We start from the raw sequence: 15091 nt of genomic DNA on the forward strand, positions 1-15091 counted from the left end.
ATCTTGAGCGGAAGCATCGGCAAAAAGGCCGTCGGCGTCGAGACCATCGGCATGACCATGCGCTTCGGCGCCTTCACCGCGCTGGACGACGTCTCGATCAAGGTGCCGGCGGGATCGTTCCATGCGCTGCTCGGCGAAAACGGCGCCGGCAAGTCGACGCTGGTCAAATGCATGATGGGTTTTTACCATCCGACCGCCGGCGACATGCTGGTTGATAGCCGCGAGGTCGCGATCGCCAGTCCGAAGGATGCCTCGGCATTGGGGCTCGGCATGGTCTACCAGCATTTCACGCTCGTCCCGTCGCTGACCGGCGCGGAGAACCTGGTCATTTCGCGCGAGAAGGTGCCCGGCGTCATCGACTGGCGCAAGGAGCGCGCCGCACTTGCGCAATTCATGCAGCGTATGCCGTTCAAGCTGCCGCTCGACGTCAAGGTGGCGGAACTTGCGGCCGGCGAGAAGCAGAAGCTCGAAATCATCAAGCAGCTCTATCTCGGCCGCAGTTTCCTGGTGCTCGACGAGCCGACTTCGGTGCTCACTCCCGGCGAGGCACACGAAGTGCTTGGCCTGGTGCGCGACATGACCAGGACCGGCGACCTCACCGTGCTGATGATCTCGCATAAATTCCACGAGGTGACGGCCTTTGCCGACGATATCACCGTGCTGCGCAAGGGCAGGCTGACCGGAACCGGAAAGGTCTCCGAACTTTCCCACAAGCAGATGGCGGCGATGATGATCGGCGACCAACCGATCGCCGCACTCGACAGCCGCGCCCCGGTGCCGGCCGGCGCCAGACAGGTGCTGACGGTAAAGTCGCTGAAGGCGCCCGACCGCACCGGTTTGAAAACCATCGACATCGGCGAACTCGATGTGAAGTCGGGTGAGATCGTCGGCATTGCCGGCATCTCCGGCAACGGCCAGAAGGAGTTTCTCGAAGTCCTTGCCGGACAGCGGGCGCGCAATGGCGGCGACGTTCTGGTGAAAGGCTCGCCCTATGGCGCCAGCCGCAGCGAGGCGCGCACGCTCAATGTCCGCTTCATTCCGGAGGAGCCCTTGCGCAATGCCTGCGCACCGAAGATGACGGTGGCGGAAAACATGGCCTTCCGGACCTTCGACCTCAACGAGGCCGGCAAGCCGGTCAACTGGATCAGGATGAGTGCGATCAGGGACTACGCGGCCCGTCTGGTCGAACAGTTCAAGGTCAAGACGGCCTCGCTCGCTTCGCCGATTTCGTCGCTCTCGGGCGGCAATGTGCAGCGCGCGGTGCTGGCGCGGGAACTGACCGGCGAGGTCGATTTGCTCATCGTGTCGAACCCCTGCTTCGGCCTCGACTTCTCCGCCGTCGCCGAAATACGCGCCCGCATCATGAAGGCGCGCAATGCCGGCGCCGCGGTGCTCCTTATGTCGGAGGACCTTGATGAGCTGCTCGAGCTCTCGGACCGCATCTTCGTCATGTCGGACGGCGCGCTGGTCTACGAGACGCCGATCGCGCAGGCGAGCGTGCAGACGATCGGCGAGCACATGGCGGGACATCACTGATGGCTGGGATCGAGGCGCTGCCGTTTCCGTTTGTGTTCAAGCCCGAGGCGATGGCGCTGGTCGTCATCGACATGCAGCGCGACTTTGCCGAACCCGGCGGCTTCGGCGCCAGCCTCGGCAATGACGTCAGCCGGGTCACGGCGATCGTGCCGACGGTGAAGAGGCTGATCGAGGGGTTTCGCGCCGCTGGCCTGCCGGTGATCCACACGATGGAGTGCCACAAGGCAGACCTTTCGGATCTGCCGCCGGCCAAGCGCAATCGCGGCAATCCGTCGATCAGGATCGGCGATGTCGGGCCGATGGGTCGTGTGCTGATCGTCGGGGAGCCGGGAACGGCGATCCTCGATGAACTTGCCCCACTGCCTGGCGAGATCGTCATCGAAAAACCCGGCAAGGGCGCGTTCTATGCCACCAGCTTCGGCGACGACCTCAAGCGGCTTGGCGCACAGCAACTGGTCTTTGCCGGGGTGACGACGGAGGTCTGCGTGCAGACGACGATGCGCGAGGCCAACGACCGCGGCTATGAATGCCTTCTGGCGGAGGATGCCACTGAGAGCTATTTTCCGGAGTTCAAGGCGGCAGCCCTTGCCATGATCAGGGCGCAGGGCGCCATCGTCGGCTGGACGGCAACGACGGACCAGGTGCTCGAGGGACTTTCCAATGCCTAACGTCGCATACGCGGCTCTCATCCAAGGGGGCTGGCGTGATCTGCCATTCGAGCATTTTCGCGAAGGCATCACAGTGCATTGGCTGCTCAAGGGTGGGCCGATGGAACCGTCGGTTGCCATCCTGAACTACCGGGCTGGCGCCAGCGTGCCGCGTCATCGCCATGCCGGGCTGGAGACGATCATCGTGCTGGAAGGCACGCAGAGCGACGAGAACGGCGATCATGCCGCGGGCAGCGTGATTCTGAACCCGGTCGGAACCGAACACTCGGTGTGGACGAAGGATGGCTGCGTGGTGCTCATCCAGTGGAACGTGCCGGTAGTCATTCTGGGCGAGGCCAAATGAACGACATCCGCTTCGACATAGGCAACTTGCACGCCGCCTATCAGGCCGGCGTCAGCATCGGCGAGATGGTCGATACGGTGCATGCGCGGCTCGCGGCGGCCGATGATCCGGGCATCTTCATCCATCTGGCGAGCAGGGCGGAGATGCTTGCCGAAGCAGAGAAGCTCGGCCCGTTCGATCCCGCGGCAAAGCCGCTGTGGGGCGTGCCATTCGCGGTCAAGGACAACATCGACGTCGCCGGCATGCCGACCACGGCGGCTTGTGCGGAATATGCCTACTTGCCGGCGAAAGACGCCACCGTCGTCGCGCGGCTCAAGGCCGCCGGCGCGCTGGTTGTCGGCAAGACCAATCTCGACCAGTTCGCCACCGGCCTGGTCGGCGTTCGCACGCCCTATCCAATCCCGAGGAATGCGATCGACCCGAAACTGGTGCCGGGCGGTTCCTCGTGCGGCTCGGCCGTGGCGACGGCGCGCGGCATCGTCTCCTTCGCGCTCGGCACCGACACCGCCGGTTCGGGGCGCATTCCCGCCGGCCTCAACAACATCGTCGGGCTGAAGCCGAGCGTCGGCGCGCTGTCGGCCGCCGGCGTCGTGCCGGCCTGCCGCACGCTCGACTGCATCTCGGTCTTCGCGCTCACCGTCGATGACGGCTACCGCGTGTTCGAGGCGGCGGCGGCAAAGGACGACGCCGACCCCTATTCGCGTGACCTCGGCGTCCAGGGCCTTGCCGCGCGCCCGCCGGTGCTGACTGTCGGCGTGCCGGTCAGGGCGGACTGGACCTTCTTCGGCGACGAGGCGATGCAGGCGGGTTTCGAGGCGGCTCTTGCCTCGCTGGAGACGCTGGGCTGCCGGCTGGTCGAAATCCCGTTCGGTGATTTCTACGCCACCGCCAACCTGCTCTACGAAGGCGCCTGGGTGGCCGAGCGTTATGCCGCGATCAGGGACTTCATGGAAGCCAAAGAGGCCGCCATGCATCCGGTGACGCGGCAGATCATCGGCGGCGCGCGAACACTTTCAGCCGCGGACGCCTTCAACGGGCTCTATGCCTTGCAAGGCTACAAGGCCAGGCTGGCGCCGGTCATCGCCTCGGTCGATCTTTTCTGTGTGCCGACCGCGCCGACGCATTACACGGTTGAAGCGGTATTGGCAGACCCCATCGTCACCAACAGCCGGCTTGGCACTTACACCAACTTCGTCAATCTGCTCGACATGTGCGGCATTTCGGTACCGAGCGGAACCCGCAGCGACGGTCTGCCGATGAGCGTCACCTTAGTTGCCGCGGCGGGCAAGGACCATCTGCCGGCGTCGCTTGCGCAGGATGTCCATGCGGCAAGCGGCCTTTCGCTTGGTGCTACCGGCTGGCCGCAGCCGCAGCGCGGCGATGTTCAGGCGGGCGTGGACGAGGGCACGATCGAGCTGGCCGTGGTCGGCGCGCATCTATCGGGGATGGCGCTGAACGGCCAGTTGCAGCAGCTCGGCGCGATTTTCGCCCGGGCGGCAAGAACGGCGCCGCTCTACCGGCTTTATGCGCTCGCCGGCCAGTCGGTGTCGCGACCGGGGCTCGAGCGCAGCTGCAATGGCAAGGGGACAGCGATCGAGGTCGAAGTCTGGCGGCTCTCGCCACAAGCCTTCGGGCGCTTTGTTGCCGCGATCCCGCCGCCGCTCGGCATCGGGACGCTTCTGCTTGATGACGGAACTTCGCCGAAAGGCTTCCTCGTCGAAAGTGCCGGCCTCACCGATGCAAAGGAGATTTCGCATTTCGGCGGCTGGCGCAATTTCATGGCGGGTCAGCTGCAGCGAAGCTGACGCTATCACTCGACCTTTTGCCTGAACTTCGAATGGCAGCTCGAGCAATCCTGCAAGATGAGATGCAGGAGGTGCTCCGCCGGCAATTTAGTGGGATCGGCTTCCGCGAGTGATGGTCGCTTGCCAAGCAGGCTGCCACCGCCCATTGCCAGGCCGGAACCCATTCTCATGTCGTCGGTGATAAACGGCGGCGCCCGCTCGGCGTCGGAGGCCAAGGCGCTGGCCAGCGTCCCGATGTGGCGAGCCAGCTCTTCGAACTCCGCGCGGGCGGGGTCGATATCCGGCCTGGCGCCTGACGGCGCACCCAATGTCGCGCTTGGGAATTCGGCAATCAGGGCAGGGCCGGTGCGGGCGCGGATGGTCTCGGCCGCCGCCTTGAAGGCCGCGGCGTCGTACGCCTGCTTGCCGTCGAACATCCCAGCGATCGCCTTTGCCGCCGCGGCCATTTCCTTCATCGAGGCCTGGCGAGCCTGGATGACCGCATCACGACCCGAATGGGCGGCGGCGAGCACGACAGAGACGCAGGCAAGCGACAGGACCGCTATGATAGCTGCTCGTCTCATCGTTGGCACATAAGGAGCTAGAGAATTCTTGTGACCAGACTGTCCAGTCGGGAGTTCTCGCGATAGGCCAATCGGACCACAACGGCACCTAAGACGCCAGTGATGGCACCGCCTATCACGTCGGTGAGATAGTGGGTGCCGATATAAATTCTCGACCAGCAGATCAGCAATGCCATGATGGAGAGGGCCAGCGTCCGGCGCGGCAGACCTTGCATTGCAAGAGCCGCAACAACCGCAAAGCTGGCTGTCGCGTGGTCGGAGGGAAACGACCAGTCGGCGCTGGGCGCAATCAGCAGATGCGTCACGCCGGCATCGTAGGGCCGCAGCCGGTGGACGAATAGCAAAATGAACTGATTGATCGCCAGACCGAGCAGGAACGCCAAGCCGGCGGACAAGGCAGCATGGCGCACATGGTGGCGGTCGGCCTTTGCCCACCATTGCAGGGCAACAGCCAGCACCATCAGCGGAACGCCGATTTGTGAGACGGCGATCATTGCCTTATCAAGAAAAGGGCTGATCCCGGCTGCCGCGTTGATCCAGTGGGTTAGAGCTGCATCCATCGTTTCTCGTTTCCGCTGTTGTCGATCGCAAGGTGAATTTTGTGAAAGCAGTAGACGAACGCCGCATCCATCAGATTTTCGAGCTCAGCATCTGGCTTAAAGGGGCGCATGCCCTGATCGAATGCGTGGGCGGGATCCTGCTTTATGTCGTCACCACCGACGCCATTGCCTCCTGGGTCAATACATTCACCCAAGAGGAATTGATCGAAGATCCGAACGATTTCATAGCTGGCTATCTGTCGCAGATGGCAAGCCACTTTTCCGTCGCCAGCAAGGAGTTTTATGCCTTCTACCTGCTTAGCCACGGCCTGATAAAACTGCTGCTCGTTGTCGGGCTTTTGAGAGGCAAGCTGTGGTCGTATCCGGCTTCGCTTGCGGCGCTGGGCGCATTTATGTTCTATCAAGTCTACCGCTACTCCTACACCCATTCGTTCGGCCTGCTTGTCCTGACCGTATTCGATGCTGTCGTCATGGTGCTGATCTGGCATGAATGGAAGGTCGTGCGGCAGCACAAGCCGGCATGACAGCGAAGTTTGCACGTCAGCCGCTCCGATTTTCAATCCACCTCACTGGGCGACGCCTTGTCCTGCCAGCTCGTCGATGATCGGGCAATCCGGCCGCTCGTCGCCGTGGCAGTGACTGACCAATTGGTGGAGCAGGCCGCGCAATCCGACCAGTTCGGCGATCTTCCTGTCGATCTCGACCAGCTTGGCTTTCGCGATCGCCTTCACGTCGGCGCTGTCACGTTCCCTGTCCTGGTACAGCGACAGCAGTTGGCGGCATTCGTCGACCGAAAACCCCAGGCTTCGCGAGCGCTGCAGGAAGCGCAGCCGGTGAATATCGGCCGTCGAGTAATCGCGATAGCCATTGTCTGTCCGAGCCGGGTGCAAGAGCCCGATATCCTCGTAGTAACGGATCGTCTTGGCCGGCAGGCCGGATTTTTCGGATGCGATACCGATGTTCATGGCGGAAATCTCCTTTATCGGAGGAAATAGACCTTCCAGTAGATGGAAGGTCAACATGATGTGGCGATTTTGGATGCCCGACGCAACCGCCCGCCCGCTCCAACCGTTTGCCTGCCAACAGCGCACACTGAACCTTCGGGAAGAAATCAGTTTTCGGAAACGTTTATCGAACAGCGCTCAAAACCCGGTGTTCGACACCGGGTAACGATGAGCAAGGACCCTCCGGCGGCACGTTACACCGTGCACACGCCGAGGAGACAGAATATGCCCGTCAACGCCTATATCAACCGGATCGCGACGGCGGTGCCGGAGCACGAGGTTCATCAATTCTACCTGCGTTTCGCGGCCTCCATGCTCGCGGCCGATCGGCGGAGGATCTTCGAACGCATGGCCGATCTTGCCGGCATCGAGCACCGCTATTCCTGCTTTGCGCCGGCGTCCGACCCAGAAGGACCAACTGCCGACCTGGCCGGGACCTTCATCCGGGGCGCGTTTCCCGGAACGGCCATGAGAATGGCGATGTTCGACGATGCTGCACCTGTTCTGGCACAAAAGGGCATCGACGGATTGCAGCTTGGCGATGACGCTTCCCGCATCACCCATTTGATCGTCACCACCTGCACCGGCTTTTCGGCGCCGGGCATCGATCTGGAGCTGATCGCGCGTTGCGGGCTGCCCGATAGTGTCGAACGCACGATGATCGGGTTCATGGGGTGCTACGCGGCGATCAACGGCCTCAAGCTGGCCCGTCACATCGTCCGCTCGGACCCGCAGGCCAAGATCCTGCTGGTCAATATCGAGCTCTGCACGATGCATCTGCGCGAAACCACCGAACTGGAAAAACTGCTGTCGTTCTGCATCTGGGGCGACGGCTGCGCGGCCACGCTCGTCACCGCCGAGCCGGCCGGCATCGAGCTCGACAGCTTTCACTGTCTGGTGGCGAGGAAGCGGCGGGATCTGATGCGCTGGAATATTCGCGACCACGGCTTCGAAATGGTTCTTTCCGGCCAGGTGCCGGCAGCGATTCATGAGGCGTTGCGGAACAGCCAGGCCGCCATGCTCGGCGGCCGGCCGACGGAAGACATCGACCTTTGGGCCGTACACCCGGGTGGACGTTCGGTGCTCGACGCCGTCGAAAGGGCCTTGAAACTGGAGCCCACCGCGCTGGAACCATCGCGCGAGGTGTTGCGCCAATACGGGAACATGTCGTCGGCGACCGTCATGTTCGTGATGAAGGAGATGTTGAAGGCGCCACCCGGCCTGCTCGGTTGCGGCATGTCGTTCGGACCCGGGCTGACGGCCGAAACCATGCTCTTTCGAACGGTGTCATGAGCGGCCTGGAGCACCGGCAGCTTGCGCCGGAAATCCTCGACGGACTTGCGGCCGAAGATCCGCGAGCGCTGGCCGCGCGCCGCGACCTTCGGCGCATCAATATGCTGATGTTTCAGGTGCCGATCATGACGTCGTTGCTCAGGAGGTTCGTGCCAACGCCGCCACGCCGCATTCTGGAGATCGGCGCCGGCGATGGCTCCTTCATGCTGGCGGTGGCGCGGCGCATGGCCGGGCATTGGCCCGGGGTCGAACTGGTGATGCTCGACCGCGTCGACCTCGTCACCACGCAATTGCGCGATGATTTTGACAGGCTGGGATGGAAGGCCGAAGGCGTCACCGCCGATGTCTTCGACTGGGCAGGAAAGATCGAGGGTGCGCCGTTCGACGCCGTCACCGTCAATCTGTTCCTGCATCACCTCGACGATGCGCAGCTCGTGCGTCTGTTTTCGCTGATCAGGCCGAAAGCCCCATTGCTCATCGCGACAGAGCCGCTGCGGGCGAAACTGCCGCTGGCCGCGACCCGTCTTCTGCCGGCAATCGGCGCCAACGACGTCACACGAAACGACGCGGCGCAAAGCGTGCGTGCCGGCTTTCGCGGCAGCGAGCTTTCCCGTCTCTGGCTTGCGGCCAACGGCAAACCGGTCGAGGAGCGGCGCGCCGGCCTGTTCTCCCACATCTTCGTCGGCGCCAGTGCCAGTGTCGAGCCATGACGCGATTGTCGACTCATGACGCGATCGTCATTGGTGCCGGCCCGGCGGGCACCTCCGTCGCGCTCACGCTGGCCCGGCGCGGATGGGCCGTGGCAATTGTGGAAAAGACCGCATTTCCGCGCCGCAAGGTCTGCGGCGAATACATCTCGGCAAGCAATCTTGCGCTTCTCGACCGGCTGGAGATCGGCGATGCCTGGCGTGCCAAGGCGGGCCCCGATATCCGCCGCGTCGGCCTGTTTTCCGGCGAGACCTGCGTCGACGCGGCAATGCCTGGTGCAGGAGCTGGGCCTCGTGCGAAAGATGGCTTTGGCCGGGCGCTCGGCCGGGACATTCTCGACTCTCTGCTTCTACAGGCGGCGCGATCGGCGGGTGTCGAAATCTTCCAGCCCTGCCGCGCCGTCGCCATCGAGCCGGACGGTGAGATGCAAAGGGTGCGAATTCAGGCCGGGGATGAAGCGGCGATATTGCGAGCGCCGGTGATTGTCGCCGCTCACGGCTCTTGGGAACCGGGACCATTGCCCAGCCAGCTCGGAAAGGCCAATCGCCCGTCGGACCTGCTCGGCTTCAAGGCGCATTTCACCGGGTCGTCGCTGGCGCCGGATTTGATGCCTCTGCTGGCCTTTCCCGGCGGCTACGGCGGCATGGTTTCGGCGGATCATGGCCGGTTGTCGATCTCGTGCTGCATCCGGCGCGATATGCTCGCGCGGCTGCGTAAACAATATGGCCCCAAACAACGGAGCCACGTGTCGGCCGCCGATGCGGTCTCCCGGCATCTCCTGAATTCATGCCGGGGCGTGCGGGACGCCCTGGAACCGGCTCTCCTCGACGGTCCGTGGCTTGCCGCAGGTCCGATCCGGCCGGGAATTCGCTCGTGCTACGAAGGGGACATCTTTCGCGTCGGCAATGCAGCCGGAGAGTCTCATCCTGTCATCGCCGAGGGCATCTCGATGGCGCTTCAGTCCGGCTGGCTGCTGGCTTGCGAACTCGCATACGCGCCAAGTGGCCGAGCAGGGCGCGAGGCTGCCGCCAGACGCTACGAGGCGGCCTGGAAAAGACTGTTTTCGACACGGGTCTACGCCGCCGCGGCCGTTGCCGGAATTGCCCTTCGCCCCGGCAGCGCCACCTTGATGGCGGCGATCGTCCAGAATTTCCCGCAGGCCCTGACGCTGGGCGCGCAACTGAGCGGCAAGACCAAGCCGGTTCCAGGCTTCGTCTAGGCGACATAGCGGTCCCATGAGCCGTAGTGCTCCTTGCTTCGGCGCCCCCGAGGCAGGCTGAGGCCGATCACAACTAGCCCTGCGACGGCATTGTTCAATGTCGAACCTCTGGTCGCGCCGTCGAGCAGCCAGGGCGCTGCGATCAGCCATAACCCGAACGGCAGGTTGAGGAAACGCAATGGCCGTGCCACCTCGGCCATGGCGCAGACCGCGATCGTGATGATCATGGCGCCCGAGAGGTGATCGCTGTTTGCAATGGCGCCGGCCGTGCCGAAGACCAGCCGCGAGACCATCAGCCAACCGCCGACGATACAGCATGCGACCAGCGTCCATGGAAACGTGACACCGCGAATGGCTGCGGCGGACTGTGCGGCAAGCGCGGCGGAAAAGCCGGGATCGTTCTTGTCCGCCTCGCCGTTCGGCTCCGGCCCGCCTTGGAAAAAGGTGCGCCAGAACGGACGGTCTGTCCGCACGCTGCGCAGCATGTACTGGCCCATGGCGACCACCTCGTCCAGCGTCAGCGGGATCATGACCAGCATGGCCGCCGCCGCGATGAGGCACAGTGTGCAATAGGTGCCGATCATGATCGGCTGGATGATGATGAAGAAGATCGAGACGCCGCCGAGCGGCACCACCAGGATGAAGAAGAAGGTCACCATCCAGGGCATGGTGCGCCAGCGGGTCGCCGTGCCCATCGCGCCCATCAGGGTTTCGATCATATAGGCCACGGCGCCAAGCCCGGCATCAGCGACTGGCCAGGCTCGAGAAACGTCGGATGTGATGATGAATTCCGTGCCGTTCCTGCCGTCTCCGCCGAGGAAGAATGGCTCCCAGACAGCACCCACATGGCCGAGCTGGTAGGCAGTGAGATAGCGGGCGATGAGGAAACCGAAGAAACCGAGCGCGATGATCGGCAGGCGCTGCAGCCAGGATGACGGCGAGTAGGTCCAGCCAGGCGGAACGGTGCTCTCGTCCATCATCCCTTCGTGGCTCATGCCCGGCATCATCGGGACGAGCACCGAGGAAGCGATGGCCAGCGCGCCGACGATCGTGTCGTTCATGGTGGCGGCGGCGCTCGGCGTCCAGAAGAACAGCGGCGCGAACAGCAGCCACAGGCCGGCGATCGTCGTGCCCCATTGCGCCCAGGAAAAACGCGGCGACAGTGCGAGCCCGCCAAACAGCATCAGCAGCAAGCCCGAGACAATGTCGCTCCAGCCGGTGAGCGCGTTGCGCAGCACCGGTTCCCACAGTCCACGCTCTTGCGTGACGTCACGCACAGTGCCGGCCGCCGCCGGATCGAACAGCGCGAACTGAAGCGGGCTGGTGAGGAGCCACACGCCAAGCGTGATGACCAGGAAATGAGCCCACAGCATCTGCTGGCCCATCCCCGCCATCTCGGCCATGTGTCCGGGTTTCATCTTGTCGTGTTTGGCCTCGAACGCCTTGTCTTTCTCTCGCGCTTTTGTTCCGCTGCCGGCCACCTTGGCCGCGTTGAGCTTGTTGGCCCGATACCAGCCGGCGGGATCTGCCTTGAGCGCGTCGACGATCCGCGGCAACGTCTCGCGCAGGGAATGCCGGGGCTGCCAGCCGAGGACATTGCGGGCACGGCTGATATCGATCGCGTAGTGGTCGTCGGCGATATCGACCATCCAGGGACGAACGAATGATTCTTCGCCCAGCACGTCCTGTTGGACCCAGGCACCCGCCTTGGCGAGCGCCTTCGGCACCTCCCGTGTCTCCCAGTTCTCGCCACGGATCAACCGACCAATCTCGGCTTGAAGTTCGCCGTAGCCCATGACCTCAGGCTCGCCGAGAAGCAGCGCCAGCTCCGTGGGAAGTTTCTTCCGCCGATCTATAAGGCGCCCCACCGCATCGGTGAGGTCTTCCAGATGCAGGAACGACTGCCCGGTGAGCAGGTCACCCGGATATACATGCCCGGTCGGATCCTCTTCGTAGATACGCGCAATCTGATTGGCGAGGAATGCGTTACGGCCGAGATCATCATAGACGCCGGCCGGCCTGGCATAGACGACAGGGATCGCCCCGTGCTGCTCATGGATCAGGCGCTCGGTCTCGATCTTCGAGGTGCGGTAGGGTAGGTTCGATTCGAGCGGCCAATCCTCATCGATGATGTCGCCTGGTCGGCCACCCTTGTGCGCCAGCATCGAACTCATGAAGACAAACTGCTCGACCTCAAATTGTTTCAGGGCGCGCAGGAGCTTCTCGGTGCCGCCAACCGTAATCTTTTCGTAGAGCGGGTTCCGTTCGCCTGTGAGATCGAAATAGGCCGCAAGATGGATCACCGAGGCGAGGCGGGCGCCATAGGCCGTCCGCACGCGCGCCAAGCCGGCTGCCACGGCGTCCTCCGATGTCAGGTCGATGCAGACGCACTCCGCGGCCGGCGGCGGCTGACGCGTCGCCGCCCGGTCGAGGCCGACGAGAGCAAACCGGTCGGCGAAGCTGTTGACCAGAGCCGAGCCGATGAAGCCGGTGCTGCCGGTAACAATAACCGTGTCTTTGCGCTTCGCCATCCAGACCTCATAGCCGGCGATTTGCCACTCCTGAGAGGGCCGAAGGCGACAGACGTTAAGAGCCGAGGGGCCGGACCAGTTCCGACGCCGACCCGATGACGCTGCTGCTTCCGATGACGACTACAACTTTCCGCCCTTTTTGCTCTTTTGACCCCGACTGCCTATGCCGTCAGGTTCGCAAATATTTGACCAGCGCCGCGATCGCGAGCACGAGGGTGACAAGCACCGGGACCCAAATGAGCGCCATGCCGCCCATCATCCACATTGAACCGTCCATCATCATCACAACCATCCCTCCCGCCGCCGCTGCCACCGGCGATTGCGAGGGGAACTAGTTCGCCATGTACGCCCGTCAAGGCGAACTCGATCAGCCCACGAAGGCGGTGGCTTGCCGGTCAATCAAGGCACGTTCAATGCTATAGACGAACGAGTACATAATAGGCTTCTGCCAGAACATGCTGGCCACGCGGTAACTCCGAAAGGGCAGGGCTTTAATCCAGCGCCTCCAGCGCCCGCAGCAAGTGTTCCGCGACATCTGATCTGCCTTGCCGATATGCCTCTCTGACAGGGCCAGTAGCTGCCTTTCGACATTCATGGTTCGGTCCGCAATTGGACGACCTCCGGAAGTTAGCAATGAGCCTGACGGTTCCAGCCACCGGAAGGTCAAGCGCTCCTTTCAAGAAGCTAGAACAGGTTGAGAGCGCTTGTTGAACCGCAGCCGAGTTGTCGCCCGGCTCTACTCTCCTCCGCCGCAGCCGTCTGAGAGATCCCAGACGTCGACGACCTGCTTGCCGGTGAAACCGTGCTCGCGGATCAGGAACTTCGCCAGCCCGCCATACACTTTCCAGCGCCAGCATTGGCAGCAGCATGGACCTTTCTCGTTGGAATTGGCCATCGCATAGTCGTAGGCCTGCTGCTCTTCGCCGGAGAGTTTCACATCGTAGTAGGGCATCATCTTCTGTGCGATGCCGGCCGGAATATCGTACGGATCGCTTGGGATCATCGCAATCTCGCGGTACCTGGCCAGGCCGCTCACCTGCTCGGCATAGCGCTTCGTCTCCATCGGGCTGCAGCACGAGCCCGTGATCCGCGACGTTGCCGGCATGGTCGCGATCGATTCCGTGAACTTGGTCGAACACGTGCTGTTGCCGTTCTGGCTGAGATATCTGAAACGGCGTGCCAGATCGGGATCCTCAGCGGCGATCGCCAAATCCGGCCCCTTGAGCAGGCTCACGACCGCAGCGGCGCCAAAGGCGCTCCCCAGAACAACCGTCCGTCGGTTTGGGCAAAATATTCGGCTCATTTGCTGGTCCTCGCCTGCTCGATCAGTTTCTTCATCGTTGCGAGGTCGGTCGCGCCGGGGAAAATCTGCTCGCCAACGACGAAGCTTGGCGTTCCGCTGATCTTCAGCGCCTGGGCCAGTTGCGTATTCCGGTCGATCGACGCCTGGATATCGGGCTGCTGCATGTCGGTCTTCAGTTTAGCCACATCGAGACCGACGTCGGCAGCCACCTTCAGCACGACCGCTTCGGTCACCCGCGTCTTCACCGCATACAAGGCCTTGTGGAACGCCATGTATTTGCCCTGGCGCACTGCGGCGAGAGCCGCCTTGGAAGCAAATACGGAATCCGTGCTGAGGATCGGGAATTCCTTGTAGACGATCTTGAGCTGCGGATCGTCGGCCATTGCTTGCGCCATGATCGGCGCAACCTGCCGGCAATAGGGGCAGTTGTAGTCGAAGAACTCGACCATGGTGACGTCGCCTTCGGCGTTGCCGCCGACCGGGCTCGCCGGGTCCCGGAAAATCTCGTCCGCCTTGTCCGTCAAAGCGGCTTTCGCCTCTTTTGCGGCAGCCTCGCGCTGGCGGGCGTCGAGGCTCTGCAGCGACTGCACGAGCACCTCTGGATGCGCAAGAATGTAGTCGTGAATGCGCTGGTCGAACTGGTCCTGGGACATCTCGCCCGCGGCGATCGCCTGATTGTGGAGACCGAGCGCGAGCCAGATCGTCGCGCCGGCCAGCATGACGGCACGGGCCATTTTGCCGACGGCTCCGCTCAATGGATTGGACTTGTGGGTCACAGGGTTCTCCTTCCCTCTGTTTCGCCGGACCGCCGGCACGTGCAAATGATGCCTCAGAACATGCCCTTGATTTTCGCCCACCATCCCGTTTCCTGCTCATGGTGCGGGCGCTCGACATTGTTGGTAAGCGCATTGACGAATGTGACGAGATTGACCGATGCGAAATCCAGGCCATGGAAATTCGCCCGCCAGCGGCCCTCCTTGTCGATCACATGGGTGATGGTGCCGTGCATCTGATAACCATCATCCGTCAGCGTGAACTTGTGGCCGAAGGCCTCCGCCAGTCTGCGGGTCGCATCCTCCGGCTGATCCTCCATCGTGGTCAGGAACAGCCAATTGACGGGATCGAGCCCGTGCGCCGGCCCGTATTTGCTGAGCACGTCCGGCGTGTCCCTGGTCGGGTCGGTGGTGATGGTCACAAAGCTGACCCGGTCCTTCATCGGCGTGCCGTTCACCATTTTCTGGATCTCGGCGATCTTCTCGGCATGAAGGGGGCACACATCCGGGCACGACGTGTAGATGAAGTGGAGGACGACCACCTTGCCGCGCAGATCGGCCGTCCGCACGACACGCCCGTCGGCGGCGCGCAGCGTGAAATCAGGCGCCGGCTTGTCGATCGGCTGGAAATATTTCTCGTCGGCCTCAAGCGTGGCGTCGATTTCGTCGAGCGAGTGGGCTTGCGCCTGATACGAAAGGCCCGCGGTCAGCGCCGCAATGGCAATTACGTTTAGCAGCAAGCACCTCCATTCGTTCAAAGCCGATGCAACGCAGCGAGCCTTTAG

General features: G+C 63.0%; 15 protein-coding genes. 8 read left to right on the top strand and 7 right to left on the bottom strand.

The genetic code is table 11. The features are described 5' to 3' along the window. Positions 1 to 3 precede the first annotated feature (3 nt). From NKJ91_RS09980 to atzF, 4 genes are read left to right on the top strand one after another with little or no spacing between them, the layout of a single operon-like run. Positions 4 to 1536, top strand: coding sequence for an ABC transporter ATP-binding protein (locus NKJ91_RS09980; protein ID WP_352455389.1), 1533 nt, complete (start codon positions 4 to 6; stop codon positions 1534 to 1536). Beyond that, entirely contained in the window at positions 1536 to 2204 is a 669-nt protein-coding gene (locus tag NKJ91_RS09985; RefSeq protein ID WP_352455390.1) for a cysteine hydrolase family protein, read from the top strand. The genes NKJ91_RS09980 and NKJ91_RS09985 overlap by 1 nt, the downstream gene beginning before the upstream one ends. Beyond that, positions 2197 to 2547, top strand: coding sequence for a cupin domain-containing protein (locus NKJ91_RS09990; protein WP_352455391.1), 351 nt, complete (start codon positions 2197 to 2199; stop codon positions 2545 to 2547). Before NKJ91_RS09985 ends, NKJ91_RS09990 begins: the two co-directional genes overlap by 8 nt. Next, on the top strand, positions 2544 to 4352 hold the full coding sequence (atzF, locus tag NKJ91_RS09995; protein ID WP_352455392.1) for an allophanate hydrolase: 1809 nt from the start codon (positions 2544 to 2546) through the stop codon (positions 4350 to 4352). The genes NKJ91_RS09990 and atzF overlap by 4 nt, the downstream gene beginning before the upstream one ends. Before the next feature lie 5 nt (positions 4353 to 4357). Here the strand turns inward: atzF and NKJ91_RS10000 are convergent, their stop codons facing one another. Both NKJ91_RS10000 and NKJ91_RS10005 read right to left on the bottom strand, forming a co-directional pair. Continuing rightward, a complete protein-coding gene (locus tag NKJ91_RS10000) occupies positions 4358 to 4915 on the bottom strand; it encodes a cytochrome c (protein WP_352455393.1) in 558 nt (185 codons plus the stop codon). Between the two features lie 17 nt (positions 4916 to 4932). After that, a complete protein-coding gene (locus NKJ91_RS10005; RefSeq protein WP_352455394.1) occupies positions 4933 to 5475 on the bottom strand; it encodes a phosphatase PAP2 family protein in 543 nt (180 codons plus the stop codon). Between the two features lie 41 nt (positions 5476 to 5516). Here NKJ91_RS10005 and NKJ91_RS10010 point away from each other — a divergent pair, with 41 nt between their 5' ends. Beyond that, the gene (locus NKJ91_RS10010; RefSeq protein WP_352452336.1) at positions 5517 to 5999 is read left to right on the top strand and encodes a DUF2127 domain-containing protein; all 483 of its coding nucleotides are present in this window, start codon (positions 5517 to 5519) and stop codon (positions 5997 to 5999) included. Between the two features lie 42 nt (positions 6000 to 6041). Here the strand turns inward: NKJ91_RS10010 and cueR are convergent, their stop codons facing one another. After that, on the bottom strand, positions 6042 to 6440 hold the full coding sequence (gene cueR / locus NKJ91_RS10015) for a Cu(I)-responsive transcriptional regulator (RefSeq protein WP_352455395.1): 399 nt from the start codon (positions 6438 to 6440) through the stop codon (positions 6042 to 6044). A gap of 264 nt (positions 6441 to 6704) precedes the next feature. Here cueR and NKJ91_RS10020 point away from each other — a divergent pair, with 264 nt between their 5' ends. Genes NKJ91_RS10020 through NKJ91_RS10030 form a run of 3 tightly spaced genes read left to right on the top strand, consistent with a single transcriptional unit; the run spans position 6705 to position 9699 of the window. Further along, entirely contained in the window at positions 6705 to 7772 is a 1068-nt protein-coding gene (locus NKJ91_RS10020) for a type III polyketide synthase (protein WP_352455396.1), read from the top strand. Beyond that, complete coding sequence (locus tag NKJ91_RS10025; protein WP_352455397.1) at positions 7769 to 8482, top strand: methyltransferase domain-containing protein; 714 nt, start codon at positions 7769 to 7771, stop codon at positions 8480 to 8482. Before NKJ91_RS10020 ends, NKJ91_RS10025 begins: the two co-directional genes overlap by 4 nt. Further along, a complete protein-coding gene (locus tag NKJ91_RS10030; protein ID WP_352455398.1) occupies positions 8479 to 9699 on the top strand; it encodes an NAD(P)/FAD-dependent oxidoreductase in 1221 nt (406 codons plus the stop codon). Before NKJ91_RS10025 ends, NKJ91_RS10030 begins: the two co-directional genes overlap by 4 nt. Here NKJ91_RS10030 and NKJ91_RS10035 read toward each other — a convergent pair. The 4 genes from NKJ91_RS10035 to NKJ91_RS10050 all read right to left on the bottom strand — a co-directional run bounded on the left by NKJ91_RS10035 (position 9696) and on the right by NKJ91_RS10050 (position 15046). Further along, complete coding sequence (locus tag NKJ91_RS10035) at positions 9696 to 12230, bottom strand: NAD-dependent epimerase/dehydratase family protein (RefSeq protein ID WP_352455399.1); 2535 nt, start codon at positions 12228 to 12230, stop codon at positions 9696 to 9698. The genes NKJ91_RS10030 and NKJ91_RS10035 overlap by 4 nt on opposite strands. A 736-nt stretch (positions 12231 to 12966) precedes the next feature. Continuing rightward, positions 12967 to 13533, bottom strand: coding sequence for a hypothetical protein (locus NKJ91_RS10040; RefSeq protein ID WP_352455400.1), 567 nt, complete (start codon positions 13531 to 13533; stop codon positions 12967 to 12969). Then, complete coding sequence (locus tag NKJ91_RS10045; RefSeq protein WP_031211922.1) at positions 13530 to 14309, bottom strand: DsbA family protein; 780 nt, start codon at positions 14307 to 14309, stop codon at positions 13530 to 13532. The genes NKJ91_RS10040 and NKJ91_RS10045 overlap by 4 nt, the downstream gene beginning before the upstream one ends. Positions 14310 to 14362: 53 nt before the next feature. Next, positions 14363 to 15046 carry an SCO family protein gene (locus tag NKJ91_RS10050; protein ID WP_352455401.1) on the bottom strand — a complete coding sequence of 228 codons (684 nt, stop codon included), beginning with the start codon at positions 15044 to 15046 and terminating at the stop codon, positions 14363 to 14365. Between the last annotated feature and the right edge of the window lie 45 nt (positions 15047 to 15091).

Source organism: Mesorhizobium sp. M0040 (genome assembly GCF_040323505.1).
Lineage (GTDB): Bacteria > Pseudomonadota > Alphaproteobacteria > Rhizobiales > Rhizobiaceae > Mesorhizobium.